Origin of the sequence: Paenibacillus sp. 2TAB19, assembly GCF_052115185.1 — a bacterium.
Taxonomy (GTDB): domain Bacteria; phylum Bacillota; class Bacilli; order Paenibacillales; family Paenibacillaceae; genus Pristimantibacillus.
Map to the genome: position 1 here is coordinate 72536 of NZ_JBFRGE010000017.1, position 24965 is coordinate 97500.

General features: G+C 46.9%; 25 protein-coding genes (1 of these 25 cut by a window edge). 9 read left to right on the forward strand and 16 right to left on the reverse strand.

From position 1 onward, the window contains the following. Positions 1-83: 83 nt before the first annotated feature. From AB4Z33_RS10345 to AB4Z33_RS10355, 3 genes are read right to left on the reverse strand one after another with little or no spacing between them, the layout of a single operon-like run. The gene (locus AB4Z33_RS10345) at positions 84-293 is read right to left on the reverse strand and encodes a DUF951 domain-containing protein (RefSeq protein WP_442049855.1); all 210 of its coding nucleotides are present in this window, start codon (positions 291-293) and stop codon (positions 84-86) included. Beyond that, entirely contained in the window at positions 283-1158 is an 876-nt protein-coding gene (locus AB4Z33_RS10350) for a mechanosensitive ion channel family protein (RefSeq protein ID WP_442049856.1), read from the reverse strand. Before AB4Z33_RS10350 ends, AB4Z33_RS10345 begins: the two co-directional genes overlap by 11 nt. Positions 1159-1207: 49 nt before the next feature. Then, on the reverse strand, positions 1208-1450 hold the full coding sequence (locus tag AB4Z33_RS10355) for a DUF3343 domain-containing protein (protein ID WP_442049857.1): 243 nt from the start codon (positions 1448-1450) through the stop codon (positions 1208-1210). A gap of 109 nt (positions 1451-1559) precedes the next feature. Here AB4Z33_RS10355 and yyaC point away from each other — a divergent pair, with 109 nt between their 5' ends. Beyond that, the gene (gene yyaC / locus AB4Z33_RS10360; RefSeq protein ID WP_442049858.1) at positions 1560-2183 is read left to right on the forward strand and encodes a spore protease YyaC; all 624 of its coding nucleotides are present in this window, start codon (positions 1560-1562) and stop codon (positions 2181-2183) included. A gap of 36 nt (positions 2184-2219) precedes the next feature. On the opposite strand, the gene AB4Z33_RS10365 is transcribed toward yyaC, so the two are convergent. From AB4Z33_RS10365 to rpmH, 12 genes are all read right to left on the reverse strand, one after another. Continuing rightward, positions 2220-2702, reverse strand: a complete 483-nt coding sequence (locus AB4Z33_RS10365) for a DUF4446 family protein (protein ID WP_442049859.1) — start codon at positions 2700-2702, stop codon at positions 2220-2222. A 26-nt stretch (positions 2703-2728) separates the two neighbouring features. Then, on the reverse strand, positions 2729-3901 hold the full coding sequence (locus AB4Z33_RS10370; RefSeq protein WP_442049860.1) for an aminotransferase class V-fold PLP-dependent enzyme: 1173 nt from the start codon (positions 3899-3901) through the stop codon (positions 2729-2731). Positions 3902-4024: 123 nt separating this feature from the next. Then, positions 4025-4876 carry a ParB/RepB/Spo0J family partition protein gene (locus AB4Z33_RS10375; RefSeq protein ID WP_337103839.1) on the reverse strand — a complete coding sequence of 284 codons (852 nt, stop codon included), beginning with the start codon at positions 4874-4876 and terminating at the stop codon, positions 4025-4027. Next, positions 4857-5630 carry a ParA family protein gene (locus AB4Z33_RS10380; RefSeq protein ID WP_337103838.1) on the reverse strand — a complete coding sequence of 258 codons (774 nt, stop codon included), beginning with the start codon at positions 5628-5630 and terminating at the stop codon, positions 4857-4859. The genes AB4Z33_RS10375 and AB4Z33_RS10380 overlap by 20 nt, the downstream gene beginning before the upstream one ends. 205 nt (positions 5631-5835) lie before the next feature. Then, complete coding sequence (gene noc, locus AB4Z33_RS10385; protein WP_442049861.1) at positions 5836-6654, reverse strand: nucleoid occlusion protein; 819 nt, start codon at positions 6652-6654, stop codon at positions 5836-5838. Between the two features lie 581 nt (positions 6655-7235). Further along, on the reverse strand, positions 7236-7961 hold the full coding sequence (gene rsmG, locus AB4Z33_RS10390; RefSeq protein ID WP_442049862.1) for a 16S rRNA (guanine(527)-N(7))-methyltransferase RsmG: 726 nt from the start codon (positions 7959-7961) through the stop codon (positions 7236-7238). Positions 7962-7969: 8 nt separating this feature from the next. Then, complete coding sequence (gene mnmG, locus AB4Z33_RS10395) at positions 7970-9859, reverse strand: tRNA uridine-5-carboxymethylaminomethyl(34) synthesis enzyme MnmG (protein ID WP_442049863.1); 1890 nt, start codon at positions 9857-9859, stop codon at positions 7970-7972. Between the two features lie 9 nt (positions 9860-9868). Further along, positions 9869-11248, reverse strand: a complete 1380-nt coding sequence (gene mnmE / locus AB4Z33_RS10400; protein WP_442049875.1) for a tRNA uridine-5-carboxymethylaminomethyl(34) synthesis GTPase MnmE — start codon at positions 11246-11248, stop codon at positions 9869-9871. Positions 11249-11347: 99 nt separating this feature from the next. Next, entirely contained in the window at positions 11348-11968 is a 621-nt protein-coding gene (jag, locus tag AB4Z33_RS10405; RefSeq protein ID WP_442049864.1) for an RNA-binding cell elongation regulator Jag/EloR, read from the reverse strand. Continuing rightward, positions 11965-12759 carry a YidC/Oxa1 family membrane protein insertase gene (locus AB4Z33_RS10410; protein WP_337103833.1) on the reverse strand — a complete coding sequence of 265 codons (795 nt, stop codon included), beginning with the start codon at positions 12757-12759 and terminating at the stop codon, positions 11965-11967. The genes jag and AB4Z33_RS10410 overlap by 4 nt, the downstream gene beginning before the upstream one ends. A 365-nt stretch (positions 12760-13124) precedes the next feature. After that, positions 13125-13496 (reverse strand): ribonuclease P protein component, encoded by a 372-nt coding sequence (rnpA, locus tag AB4Z33_RS10415; protein WP_337103832.1) that lies wholly within the window; start codon positions 13494-13496, stop codon positions 13125-13127. Positions 13497-13753: 257 nt separating this feature from the next. Beyond that, positions 13754-13888: a 50S ribosomal protein L34 gene (rpmH, locus tag AB4Z33_RS10420; protein WP_307204190.1), complete on the reverse strand. Its 135-nt coding sequence runs from the start codon at positions 13886-13888 to the stop codon at positions 13754-13756. Positions 13889-14452: 564 nt separating this feature from the next. Between rpmH and dnaA the strand changes: the two genes are divergently transcribed. The 6 genes from dnaA to gyrB all read left to right on the forward strand — a co-directional run bounded on the left by dnaA (position 14453) and on the right by gyrB (position 20789). After that, entirely contained in the window at positions 14453-15805 is a 1353-nt protein-coding gene (dnaA, locus tag AB4Z33_RS10425) for a chromosomal replication initiator protein DnaA (RefSeq protein ID WP_442049865.1), read from the forward strand. Positions 15806-16023: 218 nt separating this feature from the next. Then, on the forward strand, positions 16024-17166 hold the full coding sequence (gene dnaN, locus AB4Z33_RS10430; protein ID WP_442049866.1) for a DNA polymerase III subunit beta: 1143 nt from the start codon (positions 16024-16026) through the stop codon (positions 17164-17166). 40 nt (positions 17167-17206) lie between these two features. Beyond that, positions 17207-17422 carry a S4 domain-containing protein YaaA gene (gene yaaA, locus AB4Z33_RS10435; RefSeq protein ID WP_337103829.1) on the forward strand — a complete coding sequence of 72 codons (216 nt, stop codon included), beginning with the start codon at positions 17207-17209 and terminating at the stop codon, positions 17420-17422. A gap of 27 nt (positions 17423-17449) precedes the next feature. Then, complete coding sequence (gene recF, locus AB4Z33_RS10440) at positions 17450-18559, forward strand: DNA replication/repair protein RecF (RefSeq protein ID WP_442049867.1); 1110 nt, start codon at positions 17450-17452, stop codon at positions 18557-18559. 27 nt (positions 18560-18586) lie between these two features. After that, positions 18587-18838: an extracellular matrix regulator RemB gene (remB, locus tag AB4Z33_RS10445; RefSeq protein WP_012772007.1), complete on the forward strand. Its 252-nt coding sequence runs from the start codon at positions 18587-18589 to the stop codon at positions 18836-18838. A 40-nt stretch (positions 18839-18878) separates the two neighbouring features. Next, entirely contained in the window at positions 18879-20789 is a 1911-nt protein-coding gene (gyrB, locus tag AB4Z33_RS10450) for a DNA topoisomerase (ATP-hydrolyzing) subunit B (protein ID WP_442049868.1), read from the forward strand. A 137-nt stretch (positions 20790-20926) separates the two neighbouring features. Here gyrB and AB4Z33_RS10455 read toward each other — a convergent pair whose 3' ends face one another. Further along, on the reverse strand, positions 20927-21685 hold the full coding sequence (locus AB4Z33_RS10455; RefSeq protein WP_442049869.1) for a YheC/YheD family protein: 759 nt from the start codon (positions 21683-21685) through the stop codon (positions 20927-20929). A 326-nt stretch (positions 21686-22011) separates the two neighbouring features. Here AB4Z33_RS10455 and gyrA point away from each other — a divergent pair, with 326 nt between their 5' ends. Together gyrA and AB4Z33_RS10465 are read left to right on the forward strand one after the other, a co-directional pair. Further along, complete coding sequence (gyrA, locus tag AB4Z33_RS10460) at positions 22012-24495, forward strand: DNA gyrase subunit A (protein ID WP_442049870.1); 2484 nt, start codon at positions 22012-22014, stop codon at positions 24493-24495. A 52-nt stretch (positions 24496-24547) separates the two neighbouring features. Beyond that, positions 24548-24965, forward strand: partial view of an HD-GYP domain-containing protein gene (locus tag AB4Z33_RS10465; RefSeq protein ID WP_442049871.1) — the 5' end (the start) only. Its footprint extends 656 nt past the window's final position; the window shows 418 of its 1074 coding nt (coding positions 1-418); the start codon lies at positions 24548-24550; its stop codon lies off the right edge, out of view.

The window sequence follows — 24965 nt, forward strand, 5'->3', positions numbered from 1 at the left end:
TCAAGACAAAAATTATCTTAACATATAGGACAGACTATTGCAACACCTAGCATGAAATATTTTTGATCTCGCAGTGTGCCTATTTATTGCTGCTCTTCCTGTGCCTTTGTCCTAAGTACTTTTTTCATGTTTTTCTCGAACTTCGCTCGTGGCACGAGAACGCTATGCTTGCAGCCTACACATTTGATTCGTATATCCATCCCCATGCGTATAATCTCCATTTCATTCGATCCACAGGGATGCTGCTTCTTCATTAGAACAATGTCCCCAAGCTCGAATTGCTTACGCTCCATCCTTCACGCCTCCCTTCTCATTCCGTTGAAAGGTAACCATCCTCGGATACGGAATTTCGATCCCATTCTCATCAAGCGCCTTCTTAATCTCAATATTCAGCTTACGCGCCATCACTGGATGTGTATTCGGCTTGCATTCAGCTATGATTCGAACCGTTACGCCGGATGCCGCAATGGTCTGAATACCGAGCACCTCCGGTGCATTAACCAAATTTTCATCTTGCATGCCGGCCATCGTCTTCCGTATAACTTCAAGTGCGCGATCGACGTCTTCTTCGAAAGCGACTGCAACATCGACAACAGCGAGTGTATTATTGATAGAGAAGTTCGTCACTTCATTTATCATTCCATTCGGAATAATATGTATCTCGCCTGTCCAGCTTTGTATCCGAGTCGTTCGAAGTCCGATCATCTCTACCGTCCCTTTGAACTGGCCCGTCTGGATAACATCGCCTACAGCGAACTGGTCCTCCAAGACAATGAAGAAACCCGTAATGACATCCTTCACCAAGCTCTGCGCACCGAACCCGATCGCAAGCCCAAGTACGCCTGCTCCTGCCAGCAATGGCCCTAGATTTATTCCGAACTCAGACAATATGAGCATAGCCGCTATAAAATAAATAACGTAAGAAGCGACGTTATTCATGAGCTTGCCGACCGTCGTCATTCGCCTGCCTTGACTGGAAGGCCGCTTCGCCTCCCGCTCCAGCACAACACGGTTAATCGTCTTATGAATAATCCAAACGGCAATCCGGCATATAACCAGAATAAGAACGATTCTCAGAACTGAAGTGCCAAAGCCTTGCCATAGTTCCTTGTCCGTCACCCAATTTACACTGTTTGTATACAATTCTCGAATGGACATTGGAACCATCCCTCCATTGCCTTTAATCCCCTGTTAGCCTCAGGCTAACCTATATGTCTATTTGGACATATCCTGCAACCGTATCCGGCTTGAATATGCCTCTTATTTCTACATGTTCCTGCTCGATGACATCCTTAACCGTCTCCATATCCTCTTCCGGAAAATGAATCGATAAGGCGCAGCCTGCCGTAATTTCTTTCGGCGTTGGACAAATATCAATATCAACATCAGCGTATTCCAGCAGCATTTCCGCCCGTAGCGCCTGCTGCGTGGAGTCAAATGCGATTAGCATACGCACCTCCAGCATTTCAGTTCGTACTTTTTTACTATGTGAGCCTACGTATAAAATGGTTGTCCTATCCATATACTAGTATCATATTTGCAATTAGCGGAGGGATTCTATGAAGCTACCATTTATGAAGGAAACACCTTTGAAGGTACCTTACACGACCGCKAATGTAGTCGGGCTGCTCGTTAACCGGATAACCTCAATGCTCGATGAACAGGCTGGCAAACGCCCTCTTGTTATTGTATGCGTCGGTACTGACCGCTCGACCGGCGATTCGCTAGGTCCGCTTATCGGCACTTCCTTGTCCAAATTCAGAAGCCCTCATTATGCCTTGTTCGGTACGCTGGAAGAACCCGTTCATGCCATGAATCTAGAAGAAACTCTTCTAGAAATCAATCGCCGATTCCATAAGCCCTTCATTATCGGCATTGATGCCTGCCTCGGCCAAGTATCGAGCGTTGGCTCTATACAAGTCGGCTCTGGTCCGGTTCGTCCAGGCGCCGGCGTGAACAAAGACCTGCCTCCTGTTGGCGATATGCATATTACGGGCATCGTTAATGTTGGCGGGTTCATGGAGTATTTTGTCCTGCAGAACACTCGCTTGCACCTGGTTATGAAGATGGCAGACATCATTTCGTTAAGCTTATTTACCGCTGTAGCTAATTCAGTTCATATTGCGTCCAGTACCCGTGAACAAACCGCTGCCTCCGAATACACATCCCATTTGCATCTATAAATGATAGGAGTCCATAAAACCGCTGTGTGGCCCTTATTACTTCGCTGTCTGAATCGCTTTTCGTTCTTCAGGTGTTAGCGGATACGGGGACTCGCCCTTCTCAATTGGTTTGGCATACACGTACGTATTTTCTCTGCTATGAATGCCCGATAGTACAGCCCCGTCATTGGATTCATTCACTATGGCGATGGAGAAGCTTAAGTCGCTTCCCTGCTCTGCGAATGCATTATAACGAAGCACACCTACTCTGCCCTTCTGCTGAGGCAGCGCTTGCTCTACTGTAGCGAGCTGCGTCTGCAAACGTTCAATCGTTTGGGCTTGTTTGTTCAGCCCATCCTTCATTTCAACGATTACATCTTCGAAGTTTGTTATGCCCGTATTCCCCATCACTTCAGTATATTGTTTCCTTAATCGTTTCAACCTACTGCCAAGCACCGCGATCCAAATGAATAAAATAATAACGAATAAAGCAACTACTGCCGTTACTGCATTCATCGGATTTGTCGTCCAGTCTTCCATGGTTGTCTTCCGCCCCCATTTTAATTCTACAATCCGTAGTTCTTCGTTATCTCCGTCATCGCATTCGTCAAGGCATCGACTTCATCCTCAGTTGTGAACAAGCCTACACTTGCTCTTATTGCACCTGTAGATGTTGTTCCGGCGCATGCATGTGCGAGCGGCGTACAGTGGAAACCCGCCCTTACTGCAATGCTATAATGCTGATCAAGTATGAAGGACAACTCAGACGGATCAATTCCATCTATAATAAAAGCAACAATTCCTGTACGCTGCTCCCCAAGCTTTGGACCTAACAGCTTCAACCCCGGCACTGTACTTAGCCCCTCCATCATTCGCTGAGCGAGCGTCCATTCTTTAGTATGGATGTTCTGTACTGTCTCATTCAACACATACTGTACGCCGGCTCTAAGCCCTGCTAGGCCTGGCGTATTCTGCGTGCCCGCTTCATACCGATCCGGCCTTACCTGAGGCTGTTCACGCGCCTCAGACTGGCTTCCAGTGCCGCCATGCAGCAATGGCACCAGATCCACCTCAGGATCGATATACAAGCCTCCTGTGCCCTGTGGGCCAAGCAATCCTTTATGTCCTGGAAATGCCAGCAGATCAATACCCATCCCTCTTACGTCCACCGGAAGAATACCTGCGCTTTGYGCTGCATCTACAAGAAGCTTTATGCCTTTGCTTTTCGTCAACTCAGCTATCTTATCTATGGGTATAATCGTTCCGAGCAGGTTCGAACTGTGATTAGCAACGACTAACGTTGTATTGGACTGTATCGCTGCGGCTACATCGTCAATATTAATGTTCCCTCGTTCGTCCCCTTCTACATACGTCACTTCAATGCCAATCGTTTGCTCTAAATAATATAGAGGTCTTCTTACTGAATTATGTTCAACGGATGTCGTAATGACATGGTCACCTGGCTTAACCCATCCTTTAATCGCCATATTTAGCGCCATCGTTGTATTGGAAGCGAATGCGATGTCATTTGGGTTTTTTATATTAAACAGTTTGGCAAGCTGCTTGCGTGTATCGAACAATACGCGACTAGCTCTTACCGCCATCGCATGACTGCCTCTCCCTGGATTAGCAGCATCATGGAGCATAGCCTGTACAACCGCGTCTGTCACCTGTGGCGGTTTAGGCCACGAGGTAGCGGCATGATCTAAATATATGAGCGGCTGTTCGCCATTCCCCACTCCAATCACTTCCTTCTATAAAATTCGTTACTAATATACCTTTTAAGGCATAACAATGGCATACCTTAGTTTAATCTTTCAAATCGAAGATTACAACTCGGGTATGCCATTGTTCAGMAGGTATTATGCCATGTATTGAAGCAGCTCCAATAGTCGTTCCAAATCCTGTTTGCTATAGTATTGGAGCTCGATTTTACCTTTATCCTTTTGCTGCTTAATCTTCACTGTCGTCTTAAACCGATCTCGCAAAGATTCTTCCAAATGATCGATATACGGATCGCGTTTTTTCTGGCTAAGCTTCGTTTTGCTTTCCGGTTGCTTGGCATCAAGCTTCTGTATCGCTTCTTCAAGATCACGAACAGTCCACTCTTGACTTACGATGCGATCAGCGAATTCTCTCTGAATCACTTCGTCCTTAATACCGACCAACGCCCTCGCATGACCCATTGATATTGTTCCACGTGAAACATTATCTTTGATTTCCGTCGGAAGGCTTAACAGTCGAACGAAGTTTGCAATATGGGAACGAGATTTGCCTACCTTCATTGACAACTCTTCTTGCGTTAACTTGAACTTATCCATAAGCGCTTGATAAGCAATAGCTGTCTCAATCGCATTCAGATCTTCACGTTGAAGGTTCTCGATGAGGGCAATCTCCATTACCTGCTGATCGGAGAAGCTTCTTACTACTGCAGGAACGGTTGTGTTGCCGCAAAGCTGAGATGCACGGAAACGTCTCTCCCCTGCAATAATCTCATATCCCTTAAGCACAGTGCGAACGATGATCGGCTGAATAACGCCATGCTGCTTAATGGATTCAGCTAATTCCTTAATGGAATCCTCATCAAACGTTTTACGCGGTTGATATGGATTCGGTCGTAGCTGTGCTAACGATACATCAATGACCTTATCGTCATCATTGACAGATAGCGATGGTATTAGTGCGTCTAATCCTCTACCTAGCCGCTTGCTCATACGTTATCACTTCCTTCGCGAGTTCAAGATAAACTTCCGCGCCTTTGGATCGTGGGTCGTAGGTGATAATCGCTTGCCCGTGTGAAGGAGCTTCGCTCAGACGCACGTTGCGCGGAATGATGGTTTGGTACACCTTTTGCTGAAAATACTTTTTGACTTCTTCGATGACTTGAATGCCAAGATTGGTTCTTGCATCAAGCATCGTAAGTAATACGCCTTCAATTTGAAGTGTCGTATTAAGATGTTTCTGAACAAGTCGAACTGTATTCAATAATTGGCTCAGACCTTCAAGCGCATAATACTCGCATTGAATTGGAATCAGAACGGAGTCAGCTGCCGTTAATGAGTTAATCGTCAATATACCCAATGACGGTGGGCAATCGATAAGAATATAGTCGAACTGATCTTTGACCATGTGCAAAGACTTCTTAAGTCTAAGCTCACGCGAGATCGTAGGTACTAATTCAATCTCAGCACCTGCTAGCTGTATGGTTGCAGGAATGATTTTTAAGCCAGGAACGTTCGTTTCCACCATAGCATCCTTAGGATGGACTTCATTAATAAGCACATCATAAATACAATTGGCTACATCCGCCTTGTTGATGCCAAGCCCGCTCGTTGTGTTTCCTTGGGGATCTATATCAACGAGCAATACCCTTCTACCCAACGACGCTAGACATGCAGCCAAATTAACGGACGTAGTCGTCTTACCGACACCGCCCTTCTGATTGGCAATAGCAATTATTTTGGACAAAACTGTCTCACCTCTTATGCAAAACTATTATAAAAAACCATACACAAGCGAAATACTTGTGCCTCTACATTGTTGAAAATACGGCTACAAATGGCATCGCCGCCCTCAGCGAGGGCGGCATCGAGCATGATTCATTGCTGCATTGCGTAACCGTGCCAAGCAGCTATATGTATCATTTTATAACGAATATAAGTATCGATCATTGCTATCTTTTTGGAATTTGGATGACGATTTCATAATGATCGTCATGATCCTTCTCGTTCGTCTTAATTTGCAGACCTGAACCAGATACCATCTCAATCGATTGACGGATCGTATTCAACGCAAGACGTACATCTTTCGTGAACGATATGCGCTTAGCTTTCTTCAGCTTCGTCGACTCTTTCAAAAAGGCGATTCGAACCTCAGTTTGCTTCACATTCAAATCTTTAGTTAGTATTTCGTCMAAAACTTTATGCTGCAGCTCTTCATTATCCAAGGAAAGAAGTGCGCGGGCATGTCGTTCTGTAATTTTTCGTTCCGCTAGCGCTTGCTTGATGGTGTCACTTAACGCCAACAATCTAAGCTTATTAGCGATGGTTGATTGACTTTTGCCAAGCCGCTGCGCCAAGCTTTCTTGCGTTAATTCATGCAATTCAATTAGCTTCTGATAGGCTATCGCTTCTTCTATAGCGGTTAACCCTTCACGTTGCAAGTTCTCAATAAGAGCAATTGAAGCCGTCTGGGAATCATTGAATTCTCGCACAATGCCTGGAATCGTATCGTACCCGAGCTTAGTTACAGCACGCCAACGGCGTTCTCCAGCAATAATTTCATACCTGCCATTACGCATACGGACCACAATAGGTTGAATAACACCATGAGTCTTAATCGTTTGGCATAATTCATCAATACGATCATCATCGAAGATCGTACGTGGCTGGAATGGGCTCGCATCAATATCCTGAATCGGAATCTGACGAACCTCTTCTTGCGCGATGCGCTGCTCGGATAAGCCGAATAAACGAGAAAATTGTTCTTTCATATCGATAATTACCACCCGATCATGAGATAAACCTTCCAAACTATCCTATTTTCTTGCTATCACGCTACCATTTTTACGTAGGGAACCACATTTCATTGATGATGATTATCCTGTAAAGTTTAATTATAAACCTATTACCAGGCATCATCAAGCACGATCAATCAATCCTGTAGTCATAGGACTTAGAATGAATCATGCTCTGAATAATAAACCTACTGATTGGTAGAAATGCTTGAGGGACGACATGAAAGAATGATAGATTTGAAGGTTTTTGCAATAAACTCGCTTTAACAGCAGGATTGGATGCTCCAGACTATCCATTAGTTAAGCGTTAAGCAATCTAGCTTAATCAACTATAGTCATGGTATAAGCGGAGCTTCCTCCTCTATTGTGATGTTAAGCGTTAGAAACTGTCGCAACTACGAGCCAACAAGCTTATATCACGTCCATTACATCCATAACATTATAATTCGACTTAATGAGGTCTATCTCCTGCTTGATAATCGTTCAATTCCATATAAATGTATAAATGCTCAGCAGATCATTTTGAATGTTCCACGTGAAACATTCATCACTACATCTTAACCAATAAGCGGCTGCTTAAGTGGTGTTCCTGCTTTTCTTGGGTATTTACGAGGAGTCGCGTCGAGCTTCTCTATAATGACGATATGTCGTTCCGATTGTTCATTCGGAAGCTGCAGCTGATGCTGAACTTTAATCTTCGCCTTAAGCTCACGCAAGCTGAATGACGCCTCTCGCACCTCTTCCTCCGACTGGGAGCCTTTCATAGCAGCGAATAGTCCGTTTTTRCGAACGAAGGGTAAACAAAACTCATTTAATACATTCAATCTTGCGACCGCTCTTGCGGTAACTAGATCATAGCTGTCTCTATGCTCTGGCAGCTTCGCAATATCTTCAGCACGACCATGAACACAGGAAACATCCGAAACACCTAATTGCTCCACTAGAAAATTAAGAAACTGGATCCGCTTGTTCAATGAATCAACGATTGTCACTTTAAGATGAGGGAAACAAATTTTAAGTGGAATACTTGGGAAGCCTGCGCCGGAACCAATATCGGCTATCCTCTCAACCTTATCTATATTTACAAAAAAAGAAAGCGACGCCGAATCGTAAAAATGTTTCTCGTATACGGCGTCCCTTTCCGTTATGCCCGTCAAATTCATCTTTTCGTTCCATTCCACTAACAAACGGAAATAGGTGTCGAATTGCTCAAGCTGTAGTGGAGAGAGCGTGATTCCGCTCTCCTCCATACGTGATGTAAACCATTGCAACGTTTGATCCATAAGCTTAACTATCCTCTCGCCGCTATTACGCGATTATAATGCTCAAGATATACAAGCAAGATAGAGATATCCGCTGGCGTTACGCCGGCAATCCGCGAAGCCTGCCCGATAGACAGTGGACGAATAACAGCCAGCTTCTGCTTCGCCTCGGAAGCAAGACCATGAACCTGGCTATATTCGATATCATCCGGGATACGTTTCTTCTCCATTTTATTAAGACGCTCTACTTGAATCAGCTGCTTCTCGATATATCCTGCATATTTAATTTGGATCTCAACTTGCTCTTTCATCTCTTCCGTCAGTTCATGTTCCGATGAAGGTACAACCGACTCCACCATTGCATACGTGATTTCAGGTCTTCTTAACAGCGACAACGCATCGGCACCATTCGTCATTGGAGTCGATCCAGCAGCTGTCAGCATCTCAAGCACATCGTCTGGTTTCACTTTCGTCGACTTCAACCGTTCAATCTCAAGCTCAACCAGCTCTTTCTTGCGAAGGAACTTGGCATACCGTTCTTCTGAAATAAGACCGATCTCATGACCGATAGGTGTAAGACGAAGATCCGCATTATCGTGGCGAAGCAACAGGCGATATTCGGCACGAGATGTCAGCAATCGATAAGGATCATTCGTCCCTTTCGTTACGAGATCATCGATCATAACACCGATATAACCTTGCGAACGATCAATAATTACAGGCTCTTTGCCTTGTACTTTGCGCGCTGCATTAATACCCGCAATGATCCCTTGTCCTGCTGCTTCTTCATAACCGGAAGTTCCGTTGATTTGTCCAGCTGTGAATAACCCATCAACGACCTTTGTCTCCAGGGATGGCCATAGCTGTGTCGGTACTACCGCATCGTATTCAATTGCGTAACCGTTACGCATCATCTCAACATTTTCCAATCCTGGGATTGATCGTAAGATCCCGAGTTGTACATCCTCAGGCATACTTGTGGATAACCCTTGGACGTAATATTCCGACGTGTGCTTGCCTTCTGGCTCAAGGAAAATCTGATGCTTCGGTTTATCTGCAAAGCGGACAATTTTATCTTCAATAGATGGGCAATAGCGCGGCCCAGTGCCTTCGATCGCACCTGAGAACATCGGCGCGCGGTGTAAGTTATCATTGATAATCTTATGCGTTGCTTCAGATGTGTACGTCAGCCAACAAGGCAACTGTTCGTTATCCGACGATTCCGTCTCATGGGAGAAGAACTTCGGCGACTCGTCGCCAGGCTGAATTTCCGTCTTGGAGAAATCAATCGTATCCTTATGGACGCGCGGCGGCGTACCCGTCTTGAATCGGACAAGCTCGAACCCGTGCTCCTTCAGACTCGCGGACAGCCTTACGGAAGGCTGCTGGTTGTTCGGGCCGCTTTCATACATAAGCTCACCCATAATGATTTTGCCGCGCAAGTACGTGCCTGTTGTAACGATAACAGCGCGTGCACGATACTCTGCGCCTGTCTTCGTTGTAATGCCGACAATTTTGCCTTCTTCGACAATAATCTCCTCTGCCATCCCTTGTCTCAATGTCAGATTATCGGTCTCTTCAATCGTTTTCTTCATCGTATGCTGATAGGAGAATTTATCTGCTTGCGCACGCAGAGCATGAACAGCCGGCCCCTTACCCGTATTCAGCATCCGCATTTGAATAAACGTTTTGTCGATATTGCGTCCCATCTCGCCGCCCAATGCATCAATCTCGCGCACGACATGGCCTTTCGCCGGTCCGCCGATAGACGGATTGCAAGGCATGAATGCCACCATATCCAGGTTAATCGTTAAGAGCAGCGTATTGCAGCCCATCCTTGCCGAAGCAAGCGCTGACTCGCAGCCCGCGTGACCAGCTCCAATAACGATAACATCAAATTCACCAGCTAAATAACCCATTATTTATCCCTACTTCCCTAAACAGAACTGTGAAAAGATTTGATCAATTAATGAATCGCCTACTTCATCGCCAAGAATCTCGCCAAGCGACTCCCAGGCCGACCGCACATCAATCTGTATAACATCTATCGGAATTCCCATATTCGACGCCTCAATGGCATCGACGAGCGATTGATTCGCGCGCTTCAGCAAAGAAATATGCCGAACATTGCTTACATATGTCAGATCATTCGCTTCAAGCTGTCCTTCAAAAAACATTTCGCTAATCGCCCGCTCCAATCGATCGAGTCCACGCTCTTCAAGCACCGACATTCGTACGATCGAATCGGCCGAAACGAACTGCTCCACCACCTCAATTTCTAATTGATGCGGCAAGTCAGTCTTATTCAGGATAACAATGACAGAACGACCAGCTAATTGCTCCAATAATTCGCGATCATCGGGCTGCAAAGGTTCATTATAATTCAGAACGAGCAAGATCAGCTCCGCTTCCTCCAGCGCTGAACGCGAACGCTCAACACCAATCTTCTCGACGACATCCTCCGTATCGCGAATACCCGCCGTATCGAGCAGGCGAAGCGGAATGCCGTTTAACGTAACGAATTGCTCGATCACATCACGAGTCGTACCCGGTATATCGGTGACAATCGCCTTGTTCTCTTGCGTCAGTACGTTCATGAGCGAAGACTTTCCAACATTCGGGCGTCCAACGATAGCGGTCAATATACCTTCTCGTAATATTTTGCCTTCGTTTGCCGTTTTTAACAACTTCCCGATTGACTCAATCGCAGAGCCGCATTGCTCTCGTATATAAGCACTCGTTAAATCTTCAACATCATGCTCGGGGTAATCAATATTAACCTCTATATGGGCTAGCAGCTCAATAACCGTTTGCCTAAGCGCCTTAATCTGCTTCGACAGTGCGCCCTCAGCCTGCTTCCTTGCTACCGAGAATGCCCGGTCCGACTTCGAACGAATTAAGTCGATAACTGCCTCGGCCTGCATCAGATCAATGCGTCCGTTCAGGAACGCCCGCTTCGTGAACTCCCCCGGCTCCGCCGTACGGAAGCCCTCCAGCTGCAGCACAACATCAAGCACCTGTTTAACCGCTACTACGCCGCCATGGGCATTAATCTCTACAACATCCTCAGCCGTGAAGGAGCGCGGCCCGCGCATGACGGTCACTAGCACCTCTTCCACCTGCTCACCTGTTGCAGGATCAATAATATGTCCGTAGTTGACCGTATGCGACTGTACATCGTTCAAGCTTGTTTTGGATTGAAAAATGGAAGCCGTACCGCTTATCGCATCAGGCCCGCTTATCCGTATAATCGCAATGCCGCCCTCTCCGACTGCCGTCGAAATAGCCGCAATCGTATCCAATATCACCTTTAAGTCAGCACCTCTCAAATGGAAAAACAGCAATGACCATAGGAGCCATTGCTGCGTACCGTATCTAAATATCTATTTGTTGCCTGCCTACTAGCATTACCTAAGCGAGATCACGACTCTCCGATTCGGCTCGTCGCCCTTGCTATAGGTCTTCACCCGAGGATGGTTCTGCAATTGCGAATGAATGACTTTGCGCTCATGCGGAGACATCGGCTCAAGCACAACTTCCTTCTTGGTCCGAATGACTCTGCCCGCAAGGCGCTCCGACAGCTCTTCCAGCGTTTTGCGCCGGCGCTCGCGAAAATCCTCTGCATCAAGGACGATTCGAAGATGACTATCCGAATAACGATTAGCCACAATGTTAACCAAGTACTGTAACGCATCCAACGTTTGTCCGCGACGCCCAATCAGCATACCAAGGTCTCCGCTGCCCGTAACGGCCAGCCTCGTCCCTTCTCTCGTTTGCTTACGATCGATGCTTACTTGCAGCCCCATTGTTCCGGCAATCTCCAGTAGAAACTTCTCAACTTCTTCCGTAGCATCCGGAATCAATTCAAGCTCAACTTTCGCTTCCTTTGCGCCAAACAATCCGAACAACCCTTTGGTGGGCTGTTCAAGCACAACCTTCTTCACGCGGTCTTCAGTCACTTGCAATTGTGTCAAACCATTACGCACAGCATCGTCTATCGTCTTTCCTGATGCAACGATTTTCTTCATTTCGCGAGGGCCCCCTTACCCTTGTCAGATGAACGCACGTACAGGAAGTAGTTTTGAACGATTGTATAGATGTTGCTATATACCCAGTACAGCGGAAGCGCCGACGGGAAGTTGATCGCCATAACGAAGATTAATACAGGGAAGATCGTGAGCATCATGCCCATACCCGGCATCGTTTGCGTTTGCTGCTTCTGCATCATTTTCGACTGAATGAATGTCGTTGCGGCAGCGAGTAATGGAAGCAGGTAATACGTCCATCCGCCATCATTAGCACTCTTGCCTAACTCAAACCACAAAAACGTATGCTCGCGAATATCCGGGTTTTTGTAGATCGAATTGTAGAGCGCGATGAAAACAGGCATTTGCACAATTAGCGGCAAGCAGCCCGCCATCGGATTGACCTGATTCTGCTGGAACAGCTTCATCGTTTCTTCTTGCTGTTTTTGCGGGTTATCCTTATGCTTCTTCTTAATTTCAGCCATCTGAGGCTGAATCGCCTGCATCGCCTTCGAGCTTCGATATTGCTTAAGTGTCAGCGGAAGGATTAACGTTCTTACAATAATCGTCAGCAGCAATATAGCTAGACCATACGAATCACCGAACCACTTGGCAAACGTATCGAGCGTGATTGCGAAGTAATAAACGACGTTTTTCTCCCAAAAATTGCCCTTCAATAAATCAGCCGTTTCCGTCGTCTGATTCGTAGGAGCTCCACAGCCTGCAAGCACGCCCATAACAAGGACGAGCCCCAATACTAGAAGCCATTTGCGTTTTGAATTCCGAAACAACATGAAAACTCCTCTCTAAGAGCCATTGCCCAAGGCGTAAACGGCTGAAGCCAATGTTTGGCGTCTAAAGCAACGTTTCGCAGTGAAATATAGGTGAAGTATAACGAGAAAAACGTATACTTACCTATAGATAAACAAATAGTCAACTCCCCTAATACTGAATAAGAAGCATTAGGGTTTCAACTATATGACTATAACTTGATAAGCACAGCAAGCCAACGTCGTTTGACAATTGAATTAGCAGCTTTACGACAGGCTCGTCAATCTAGACTATACCATAATTTATGGGACAAAGAAACAAGCAGCATCAAGGTGCATGCGCTTTCTTAACGACTTTGAGTGAACGTCCATTTTCAGCCGAAAACAGGCTATTCCTTACGCTTAACAGGCGGTTGGCCCAAACTCTTCAGCAGTCCTGCCTTCTTAAGCACATGAAGCACCGATTTCTCCATTTCCTTCATCTTCATGACCGTTGCCGGCTTCCTGACAATAAGAATAAGATCCGTCTTCGGGGCTATCCGATCAGCCTGGTGGCGCACGATCTCCTTAACCATCCGCCTCATCCGATTGCGCATGACCGCATTTCCGATTTTTTTGCTCGCCGAAACACCGAGGCGGAATGGATCCGCGTCCGGCTGTTTAGACCAATATACGACAAATTGTCCATTTGCGAATGATTTGCCGCCTCGATAGATCCGGCTGAAATCCCCGCGGTTACGCAGACGCAACTTTCTATGCACGACTTATGGCCACCGTTCTTTCATTTCTTCTAATAAGTATAGCCCAAGCGTAAACGACCTACACCGATCAATGGCGGTGTAGTAACCGTTTCGCGGTGAAATATAAGCCAAATTATAAGTGTAAACCTTATAAAATCTTATATTTGGAGACGAAACGACTCAGTCCTCCTATTCCTATATAGAGGACATTGCATTTCGTGAAAAATATAGGGCTTGTATAAACAAAAAAAAGAAGACCACCGGACGTGGTCTTCTGCTTATGCGCTCAGTACTTTTCTTCCTCTTTGACGACGCGCTGCCAAAACTTTACGTCCGTTTTTCGAGCTCATACGTTTGCGGAAGCCGTGCACTTTGCTGCGTTTGCTTACATTCGGTTTAAATGTAGGTCTCATCGTTCTGCACCTCCTATATTACATATATCAATGTGTCAGTTATAACTTCTTCTCTGTTTAAAAAACACCTTTTTAATTAAACCATGTGGGCGGTCAAAAGTCAATGTACCTCGCCGATGCAAAATACAGGAATAAGCTTTATCCGATTTTTATTGTGGATAACGTATGAAATGCGGCTCATTCTAGAAAACTAATAACATGTGCACAATTTTTCTCGATCGGTAACGAACTTTGTCGAAATGATAACAAGATATAAACAATATGTAGTGTTGTAGATAACTTCTATGCACAAGCAGTTGAGAATGTGGATAAAATCAGCGAATTCGTTGAAATATAAGGGATCTTTTGCTATGATTATTATGTTTTTGATGTGGATTACATCGTAGAAGCCTCATATTTATCAACAACCTGTGGATAACATTGTGAACAAAATCATCCCCTATTTATAACTCAGTTTCTTCATCTACGTCATAATGTGGATGCTTTCGTTATAAATCCCTGATTTTCGACAACGTTTAGCTTAACCGCGCCGACTTAGGCGAGTTGAATAAGGAGTGACAGTCTGTGGACAGCCATACCTATGATTTATGGCAGCAAGTGTTGTCAATCATCCAGACCAAATTAAGCAAGCCGAGCTTTGACACCTGGTTCAAAGCGACGAAGGCTTCTTTTGTCGATGATTCCATACTTGAAGTAACCGCCCCGACAACATTTGCTGTCGAATGGCTGGAGAATCGCTATACGAAGCTCATAAGAACGACACTGTTTGAATTTTTGGGCAGACAGGTGGACGTTCAATTTGCAATTGAAGAGCAGCGCAGCGCAGAACCGATCATTTCGCTTCCGCCGAAGACCGTGCAAACACCGGTTGCGCAAGAAGAAACGCATAGCCATATGCTTAACCCAAAATATACGTTTGATACATTCGTAATCGGAGCCAACAACCGGTTCGCCCATGCGGCATCGCTCGCCGTCGCTGAAGCGCCGGCCAAGGCGTACAATCCGTTGTTTCTTTATGGTGGTGTTGGACTCGGCAAGACGCACTTAATGCATGCGATCGGCCACTACATCATGGACCATAATCCGAATACGAAGGTTCTCTATATATCATCCGAGAAGTTCACGAACGAGTTCATTAACGCCATTCGTGACAATCGCGGCGAGAGCTTCCGTACGAAGTACCGCAATATCRACGTATTGCTCGTCGATGATATTCAGTTTCTAGCGGGCAAGGAGCAAACGCAGGAGGAGTTCTTCCATACCTTCAATGCGCTGCATGAAGAAAGAAAGCAGATCGTCATTTCTAGTGACCGTCCGCCGAAAGAAATTCCAACGCTCGAAGAACGGCTGCGTTCACGGTTCGAATGGGGACTTATTACCGACATTCAACCGCCTGATCTCGAAACGCGAATCGCCATTCTGCGCAAGAAAGCGAAAGCTGAGAATCTTGATATTCCGAACGAAGCGATGGTGTATATCGCCAACCAGATCGATACGAATATTCGGGAACTTGAGGGGGCGCTTATCCGCGTTGTCGCCTATTCATCCTTGATCAACGCCGATATTACGTCGCATCTGGCAGCCGAAGCGCTGAAGGATATTATTCCATCAAGCCGACCGCGGATGATCACGATGCAGGACATTCAGGCTAAGGTCGGAGAGTTCTACGGACTGCGCCTGGAGGAATTCAAAGCCCGCAAGCGTACGAAAGCCGTTGCCTATCCGCGCCAAATCGCGATGTACCTGTCACGCGAGCTTACCGACTTCTCATTGCCGAAGATCGGCGAGGCGTTCGGCGGCCGCGACCATACGACAGTCATCCATGCGCACGAGAAAATTTCACAGCAGCTTAAAGTGGATCAGGATCTTACGAAGATCATTCAGAATTTAACCGAAAAAATCAAAAATCATATGTGAACAACCAAGCAAGCCTATGCACACGCTATGCACATGTGGATAGGCTTGCTTTATCGGTTTTCCGCAGGGTTATCCACATATTCAGTGCCCCTACTACTACGTCTACTAAAAATCTTTAATAAACATCATCAAATATAGACGGCTAACGCCGCCTGTTGAAAGCCCGTCAAAACCAAATTTCGCATCGCTCAATCTATATAAACGCTAGGAGTGTAATCATGAAACTAACGATCTCAAAAAATGAATTGAACGACGCTATCCAACAGGTTGCCAAAGCAGCGTCCTCTCGCCCTACAATTCCGATTCTTGGCGGTATCAAGATTGAAGTTACGCACCAAGGTGTAACATTAACAGCGAGTGATACCGATATCTCCATCCAAAGCTTCATACCTGTTGAAAGAGATCAATTCGTTATTTCACATGTGGATAAACCGGGCAATGTCGTATTGCCTGCCAAATTTTTTGTGGAAATCGTTAAAAAGCTCCCATCGGACCAGGTCAGCATCGAAGTCGGCGCTCACTACCAAACGATCATTCGTTCAGGCGCTACCGAAATTCAAATGGTTGGACTTGATCCAGAAGAGTTCCCGGTGCTGCCATCCATTGAGCAAAATGAAATATTCCAAATGCCTGGCGATTTATTAAAAGCGATGATTCGCCAATCCGTACTAGCTGCATCGACAAGCGAACAAACGCCGATTTTGACGGGTGTCTTGTGGAATCTGAACGAAGGCGAGCTCAAGTTCGTCGCAACTGACCGCCATCGTCTTGCGAGCCGTACTGCGAAAGTCGATACGCATCCGGATTACCGTTTCAACAACATCGTAATTTCCGCGAAAACGCTCGTGGAACTGTCGAAGCTTGTTCCCGAGCAGAATATGCTCGTCGATATCGTTGTCGCCGACAATCAAGTGCTGTTCAAGATCGGCAACGTGTTGTTCTATTCGCGTATATTGGACGGGACTTATCCCGACACTTCTAAAATTATTCCGCAAGTGTTCAAAACAGAACTTGTTCTTGATACAAAAAATGTGATGGACGCGATCGATCGCGCTTATTTGATGTCGCGTGAGGAAAAAACGAACATCGTCCGCCTTATGACGCTTGAGGATGGCAGCATCGAAATTTCGTCGAGCTCAACTGAGCTTGGCCGTGTAACGGAGCAGCTTGAGGCGAAGCAGTTCAATGGCGAACCGCTGCGTATCGCGTTCAACTCCAAATATATGCTCGACGTGCTTAAAGTTATCGACAGCGAGCAATTGTTCATCGGATTCACCGGAGCGATGAGCCCGATCATTATTCGTCCGCTTGACCATGAGTACAGCATGTACGTCATTTTGCCGTATCGTACAACGGGCTAGGTAGAGAAATCACTAGCGAAGAAGGGAATGAGACATTAGGGTGAAGGAAATCTCCATTCAAACCGAATACATCGCGCTTGGACAATTTCTGAAGCTGTCGGATTGTATATCCACAGGTGGACAAGCAAAATTTTTTCTTCAGGAAACGGCTGTTCACATTAATGGCGAAGCGGATAACAGACGTGGACGGAAACTTTATGCCGGCGATCGCGTAGAAGTGGAAGGATGCGGCGTCTTTACGGTTGTTAGGAGCTAATGCATCAACGAACCGGGAGGACGAAGCGTGTTTCTAACGAGCATACAACTGCAAAATTATCGCAATTACGGTCAGCTTGACCTGCAAACGCCGAATAAGGTGAATATATTTCTTGGGCCTAACGCCCAGGGCAAGACGAATCTGCTTGAAGCTATATTCGTGCTGGCGCTGTCGAAGTCGCATCGTACGTCGAAGGACAAGGAGCTGATCGGCTGGGAAGCCGATTCCGCTCGCCTAAGCTGCGAGGTAGATAAACGCTACGGCTCAGTCAAGCTTGATCTCGCATTCACGCAGCAAGGAAAGAAGGCACGGATTAACGGTCTGGAGCAGCGCAAGCTGAGCGATTTCATCGGATCGGTGAATGTCGTCATGTTCGCGCCTGAGGATCTCGAAATTGTAAAAGGTACGCCGGGGGTACGAAGACGGTTTCTCGATATGGAAATCGGACAAGTGCAGCCCGGTTATTTGCATACGCTCCAGCAATACGGCAAAGTGCTTCAGCAGCGCAACAATTACTTGAAGACGGCAGGCCCCGGCAGCGTTAATCAGACGATGCTCGATGTGTGGAATATGCAGCTTGCGGAGCATGGTGTTAAAATCATGAAAAAAAGGAAACACTTTATACATAAATTACAAGTGTTCGCCGAGCAAATTCATGCAGGCATTACAGGCGGCGCAGAGCAGCTCACGATCGAATATTGCCCCTCCTTCGACACCGACGCGCTTCAAGATGAATCTGTTTTATTTGATCAATTTATGATAAAGTTAACACAGGTGAAAGATCAGGAGATTCGCAGAGGCGTGACTTTAGCGGGACCGCACCGCGACGATTTGACGTTTTTTATTAACGGCAAGGAAGCGCAAACCTATGGCTCGCAAGGCCAACAGCGAACGACGGCCTTATCTTTAAAATTGGCAGAAATCGAGCTCATTAACGAGGAAATCGGTGAATATCCGCTATTGCTCCTCGATGACGTCTTATCCGAACTCGACCAAAATCGGCAGACGCAGCTCATCGAAACGTTTCAGAGCAAAGTGCAAACGTTTATAACGACGACCGGACTTGAAAGCGTGAATTTATCCAAGCTTCAAGATGCCGGCATCTACCATGTGCAAGAGGGCCGAGTGACGAGATAAGGCGCTATTAGAGGAGAGGTGGACGTTATGTATATCCATTTGGGCGGCGAGAAAATTATCCGGGCTGCGGAACTAGTAGCCATTTTTGATATTTCGATCGAGCAATCCTCCAAGTTGTCCAAGCAATTCGTTGCGGGAGCACGGAAGCGGAAGGATGTCGAGACGATTGGCGAGGAAGAGCCGAAATCAATCGTCGTGACGAAGCAAAAGATTTATTATTCGCCCATATCATCCTCTACGTTGAAGAAACGAGCACATCATTTTGCGGCGAACGGGTAAGGCGATCAGGAAGAGCAGTTGAGAGGAGCAGTGAACTTGCATGTCTTTGGAACAACATACGTATGACGAGAGTCAGATACAGGTCCTGGAGGGTTTAGAGGCAGTACGCAAACGTCCGGGGATGTACATCGGCTCCACAAGCAGCAAAGGTCTTCATCATCTTGTTTGGGAAGTTGTCGATAACAGTATCGACGAGGCTCTTGCAGGCTACTGTAACCGAATCGAAGTTATCGTTCACGAGAATAATAGCATCACCGTCATTGATAACGGCCGCGGCATTCCGGTAGGCGAGAATACGAAGCTGAAGAAATCGACGCTTGAGGTCGTTATGACCGTTCTGCATGCGGGCGGCAAGTTCGGCGGCGAAGGCTATAAAGTATCCGGCGGTCTCCATGGCGTTGGCGTATCGGTCGTTAATGCACTGTCTGAGCTCGTAGTCGTTCAAGTTAAACTTCACGGCAAAGTGTATCAGCAGGAGTACCGCAAGGGCGCTCCGCAATATGACGTCAAGATCGTCGGCGAGTCCACGGAGACAGGCACGCAGGTAACGTTCCAGCCCGATCCTGAAATATTTACAGATACGACCGTCTATGATTACGAGATCCTGCAATCGCGTATCCGCGAGCTGGCTTTCTTGAATAAAGGCATCCAAATCGTATTGACCGACGAGCGTACTGGCGTATCTAATACGTTCAAGAATGACGGCGGTATTATCGAGTTTGTTGAGTATTTAAACCGTAACCGCGAGGTGCTCCACGAGAAACCGATTTATGTGGAGGGCTCGAAGGATTATATACAGGTTGAAGTAGCGCTGCAGTATAACGACAGCTACGCTGAGAATATTTATTCGTTCGCCAATAACATCAACACGCATGAGGGCGGCACGCATGAATCCGGCTTTAAGAGTGCGCTCACGCGTATTATTAACGATTACGCCCGTAAGACGAACCTGATTAAAGATAATGACTCGAACTTCTCGGGCGATGACGTACGGGAAGGCTTGACTGCGATCATTTCGGTTAAGATTCCTGAGCCGCAGTTCGAAGGACAGACGAAGACGAAGCTCGGCAACAGCGAGGTTCGCGGTATCGTTGAATCGTTCTTCGCCGAGAAGCTGCAAGAGTTTCTTGAGGAGAATCCTTCCGTATCGCGCAAAATCGTCGAGAAGGGGCTGCAAGCTGCCCGCGCCCGTGAAGCTGCGCGCAAAGCGCGCGAGCTGACTCGCCGCAAGAGCGCGCTTGAGGTCGGTTCATTGCCGGGTAAGCTGGCTGACTGCTCATCCAAGGACGCTTCGATCAGCGAATTGTATATTGTCGAAGGCGACTCCGCCGGCGGATCGGCTAAGCAAGGACGTGATCGTCACTTCCAGGCTATCTTGCCGCTTCGTGGTAAGATTCTGAACGTTGAGAAGGCGCGTCTGGATCGGATTCTCGGCAATGCTGAGATTCGGGCTATTATTACCGCGCTTGGAACTGGCATAAGTGATGATTTCGATCTCGCGAAGGCTCGTTATCACAAAATCATCATCATGACGGATGCCGACGTCGATGGCGCGCACATTCGTACGCTCATGCTGACATTCTTCTATCGCTACATGCGGGAGATTATCGAAGCAGGTTATATTTACATCGCTCAACCGCCATTGTTCAAGGTTGAACGGAATAAAGTCATTCGTTATGCGCAGACCGAGAAGGAGCGAGACCAAATTATTGCCGAGTTCGGTGAAGGCGTAAAGGTTAACGTACAGCGCTACAAAGGTTTGGGCGAGATGAATGCGACGCAGCTATGGGAAACGACGATGGATCCGGAGAGCCGTACGATGCTCCAGGTTACGATCGACGATGCGATGGAGGCGGATATCGTCTTTGATACGCTTATGGGCGATAACGTTGAACCGCGTCGCGACTTCATCCAAAAGTACGCGAAATATGTGAAAAACTTAGACTTCTAGCATTTCCGGACATTCGGTCATAGGCTAGCAAGTTCATAAATAATAAGCAGCCATCTGTAAGTGGACTGCCCCTCCATTGTTAGTCGTTCTAACAAATGGGGTGCAGTTCACCGTGAGAGGCTGCTTATTCCTTTTATTCAGCTCTTGTAGCGCCCGTAGGCTACCGCATAACGATACATTTTGTGAAACACATTCTGGTCGGAGAGCTTACGGAAGATTTGCAGATCGGGCCGCGTATTAACCTCAAGAATCCAAGGGTGAAGTTTATGATYGATAGCGATATCGACGCCGATTTCCTTCAAATTCGGATAGGCGGCGACTAATTGATTCGCAATCGTAATGCTAAGCTTTTGGAGTCTGTTTTTGTAGATCGTGATTTGCTGAGGGCTGGCATGGTCAGACATTAAGGAATCGATCGGCATCGGAGTTCCTCCGCTGTGATAATTGGTTACGATTTTGGCTGGATGGGCGAGGCGCCCGATAATACCCGTCGCTTCCCATTCGCCGCGCAAGTTTTTTTGGACCATGACCCGAATATCGAAGCGCCGCTTTTGGTGACGGAGCAGATGAATGCCTTTTTGGACAATATATTTGCGATTTTTCTTCTGCTTCAGCAGCATTTTGTAAAGATCTTCAAAGCTTGCATAGTGGTGGATGACTGTGTCCTGCTGATACTTATAGCTGCGGTTCGAGTCAGTCGTGCGTTCGACACGTATAACTCCTTTGCCAAACGTACCGTTAATGGGCTTCACATAAATCATGCCGTACTCATTAAGCATCCGGTAGACGGTCTCGCGGCTGAACAGCTTCGTAAGCGGGATATATTGGCGTAAATAGTCTGATTTGAGCAAGACGAGCGTTTTGGCCCATTTGCTGTTAACGCGCTGAATGGTCAACGTCCGTATCTCCTTTCACAGATTCGGTATTTTTCCAAAAGTTTATATCGATGATCTCCTCGAGCCGGAGAAGAAGATCGATGATATAAAAATCGCTTCTTCGTTTCCAATGAGGCAGGAGACAGACTTTGGAATGAGTGGTATAATGAAGTTTGGGTCTGTTTATTTTATGGTGATTTTTAGCATCTGGAGAGCGGTAATTAACCTATTTTTATGAGCATTTTCTCTATTTGCGCTTATAGGGTTTAGCAGCCCTCTATTTGTGAAAGTAATATAATGGTTATGTTGATTAGGACTAGCTATAGATGACGTCAGGGAGGTAAATCATGGCGGAAGAACAACGATTGTCAGTTAAGGATCGGGATATCGGTACGGAGATGCGGGATTCATTCATGGATTATGCGATGAGTATCATCGTTAGCCGTGCTCTTCCCGATGTAAGGGACGGACTTAAGCCTGTGCATCGCCGTATTTTGTTCGCGATGTCTGAGCTTGGCATGTCGCCGGACAAGCCGCATAAGAAATCAGCGAGAATCGTAGGCGAGGTTATCGGTAAGTACCATCCGCACGGCGACTCTGCTGTTTATGAATCAATGGTCCGGATGGCTCAAGATTTCTCTATGCGTTATATGCTCGTCGACGGTCACGGCAACTTTGGTTCCATTGACGGCGACATGGCAGCTGCGATGCGATATACCGAAGCAAGGCTGTCCAAGATTGCGATGGAGCTGTTGCGCGATATCAACAAAGAAACGATCGACTTCGTACCGAACTACGATGGTGAAGAGAAAGAGCCGGTCGTATTGCCAGCTCGTTACCCGAACCTTCTTGTCAACGGGGTTACCGGTATTGCGGTAGGTATGGCAACGAACATCCCGCCTCATAACTTGAACGAGGTCATCGATGGCGTGCAAGCATTGATTCGCAACCCGGATATTACGCCGGTCGAATTGATGGAATTTATAAAAGGCCCGGATTTCCCGACGGCTGGTTTCGTTATGGGTTATCAAGGTATCCGTCAGGCTTATCTGACAGGACGCGGTTCCGTTACCATGCGTGCTCGGGCAACGATAGAAGAGAATGGCAACAAGGCGCGTATCATTGTTCATGAACTTCCTTACCAAGTTATTAAAGCGCGGCTTGTCGAGAAGATCGCCGAGCTTGTCCGCGAGAAGAAGATCGAGGGCATTACCGATCTCCGCGATGAGTCCGATCGGAACGGTATGCGGGTCGTCATTGAGCTTCGCCGTGACGTTAACCCAAGCGTTGTATTGAACAATCTATACAAACAGACGCAACTGCAAACGAACTTCGGCATTAATATGCTGGCGCTCGTTAATGGAGAGCCTCGCACGCTTAATATACGCGAAATGCTTTATCACTACCTCCAGCATCAGATCGAAGTTATTCGTCGCCGTACAGAGTTCGATCTGAAGAAGGCAGAGGCGCGCGCTCACATTTTGGAGGGCTTGCGTATCGCGCTTGACCACCTGGATGAAGTTATTGCTTTGATCCGCAGCTCGCGCACGACGGACGAAGCACGCGAAGGATTAATTTCGCGCTTCTCGCTGAGCTTAGAGCAAGCACAAGCGATTCTGGATATGCGTTTGCAACGTCTGACTGGCTTGGAACGCGAGAAGATCGAAGCGGAATACGCGGAATTGCAGCGCAAAATTGCTGAGTTCAAAGCGATTCTGGCCGACGAGCAACTCGTATTGGACATCATTAGCACGGAGCTTGCGGAATTGAAGGATAGATTCGGCGATGAGCGCCGCACCGAGATTACGGCAAGCGACGATGAAATATTGGACGAGGATCTCATTCCTCGCGAGGATGTTATTATCTCGATTACACATACAGGCTACATTAAGCGTCTGCCTGTAACGACTTACCGCAGCCAGAAACGGGGCGGCAAGGGCGTAGTCGGCATGGATACGAAGGAGCATGACTTCGTTGAGCATCTATTCGTCTCGAACACGCATCATTACTTGCTGTTCTTCACGAACAAAGGGAAAGTTTATAAGCTGAAGGCTTATGAAATTCCAGATCTCAGCCGTACGGCTCGCGGAACGCCGATTATTAACTTGATTCAGATCGAACAAGGCGAGACGGTCAACGCCGTTATCCCCGTTCAAGATTTCGATCCGGATCATTATCTGTTCTTCGCTACAAGGCAAGGTGTCGTTAAGAAAACGCCGCTCGATGATTATATTAATATCCGCCGCGTTGGCTTGATTGCAATCTCGCTTCGTGAGGATGATGACTTAATCGGAGTGAAGCTGACTGACGGCAACCAGGAGATCATTATGGGTACGGCCCAAGGGATGTCCATTCGCTTCTCTGAGCAGGATGTTCGTTCGATGGGACGTTCCGCAACAGGCGTGAAAGGGATTGCGCTCGATGATGATGATACGGTTATCGATATGGACGTCATCGTTCCGGAGAAGGACGTATTGATCGTAACCTCCAAAGGTTACGGCAAGCGTACGCCGGTTAGCGATTATCGGAGTCAGAACCGCGGCGGAAAAGGCATCAAGACGCTTAACGTTACCGATAAGAACGGTCCGATCGTATCGCTCAAAGTCGTTGAGAACGATGAGGATCTTATGATTATGACGGCTCTAGGAACATTGATTCGTACGAGCATGGAAGGCATCTCGACGATGGGTCGTAATACGCAGGGCGTCAAGCTCATCAATACGCGTGATGACGATACGGTAGCAACCGTAACTAGAGTCGCTCGCAGCGAAGAGAATGACAACCTTGAAGACGGCGAAGAAGAGAATGAAGGCGAAACGCCGGTCGAATAATTTCAGACAGTAACATGCAGAAGCAGGATAAGCATAGGGGAGGGGACAGCAGATGGCAGCGGTAAATGTATCTCAGTTGAAGCTGGGAGATAAAATCGGAGAAGATGTCCTCACCCCGTTAGGCGGAGTTTTGTTCCAAAAGGGCAAAGTCATTACGCCGAAGGAACTTGAGATCTTGCACGCATTTCTAGTAACGTCAGTTGCTGTAGATTACGGAACAATCACTTCGAAGACCAAAGAGGACACGCAAGAGGAGCCTCGAGCGGAGGGAGCTGCAAAGCAGGAGGTTTCTCCCCTTCATAGTGAATATGAGAAGATGCTGACGCTATTGAGAAAAGTATTTGCATCGTATGTGACGGGCGAGGGTTTACCCATCATGGATATACGGTCTCAGCTCGAGAAGCTGCTGCTGCATGTTCAAGACTACAAAATATTAACCTTCATGCCTCGTCAATTCAACGAGCGTGATT

Bases quoted from the DNA above. Each gene is read 5' to 3' on its own strand.
- AB4Z33_RS10345 (WP_442049855.1), bottom strand. From the start codon at position 293: ATGGAGCGTAAGCAATTCGAGCTTGGGGACATTGTTCTAATGAAGAAG.
- AB4Z33_RS10350 (WP_442049856.1), bottom strand. From the start codon at position 1,158: ATGTCCATTCGAGAATTGTATACAAACAGTGTAAATTGGGTGACGGAC.
- AB4Z33_RS10355 (WP_442049857.1), bottom strand. From the start codon at position 1,450: ATGCTAATCGCATTTGACTCCACGCAGCAGGCGCTACGGGCGGAAATG.
- AB4Z33_RS10365 (WP_442049859.1), bottom strand. From the start codon at position 2,702: ATGGAAGACTGGACGACAAATCCGATGAATGCAGTAACGGCAGTAGTT.
- AB4Z33_RS10375 (WP_337103839.1), bottom strand. From the start codon at position 4,876: ATGAGCAAGCGGCTAGGTAGAGGATTAGACGCACTAATACCATCGCTA.
- mnmG (WP_442049863.1), bottom strand. From the start codon at position 9,859: ATGGGTTATTTAGCTGGTGAATTTGATGTTATCGTTATTGGAGCTGGT.
- jag (WP_442049864.1), bottom strand. From the start codon at position 11,968: ATGAAGAAAATCGTTGCATCAGGAAAGACGATAGACGATGCTGTGCGT.
- AB4Z33_RS10410 (WP_337103833.1), bottom strand. From the start codon at position 12,759: ATGTTGTTTCGGAATTCAAAACGCAAATGGCTTCTAGTATTGGGGCTC.
- rpmH (WP_307204190.1), bottom strand. From the start codon at position 13,888: ATGAGACCTACATTTAAACCGAATGTAAGCAAACGCAGCAAAGTGCAC.
- dnaN (WP_442049866.1), top strand. From the start codon at position 16,024: ATGAAACTAACGATCTCAAAAAATGAATTGAACGACGCTATCCAACAG.
- remB (WP_012772007.1), top strand. From the start codon at position 18,587: ATGTATATCCATTTGGGCGGCGAGAAAATTATCCGGGCTGCGGAACTA.
- gyrB (WP_442049868.1), top strand. From the start codon at position 18,879: ATGTCTTTGGAACAACATACGTATGACGAGAGTCAGATACAGGTCCTG.
- gyrA (WP_442049870.1), top strand. From the start codon at position 22,012: ATGGCGGAAGAACAACGATTGTCAGTTAAGGATCGGGATATCGGTACG.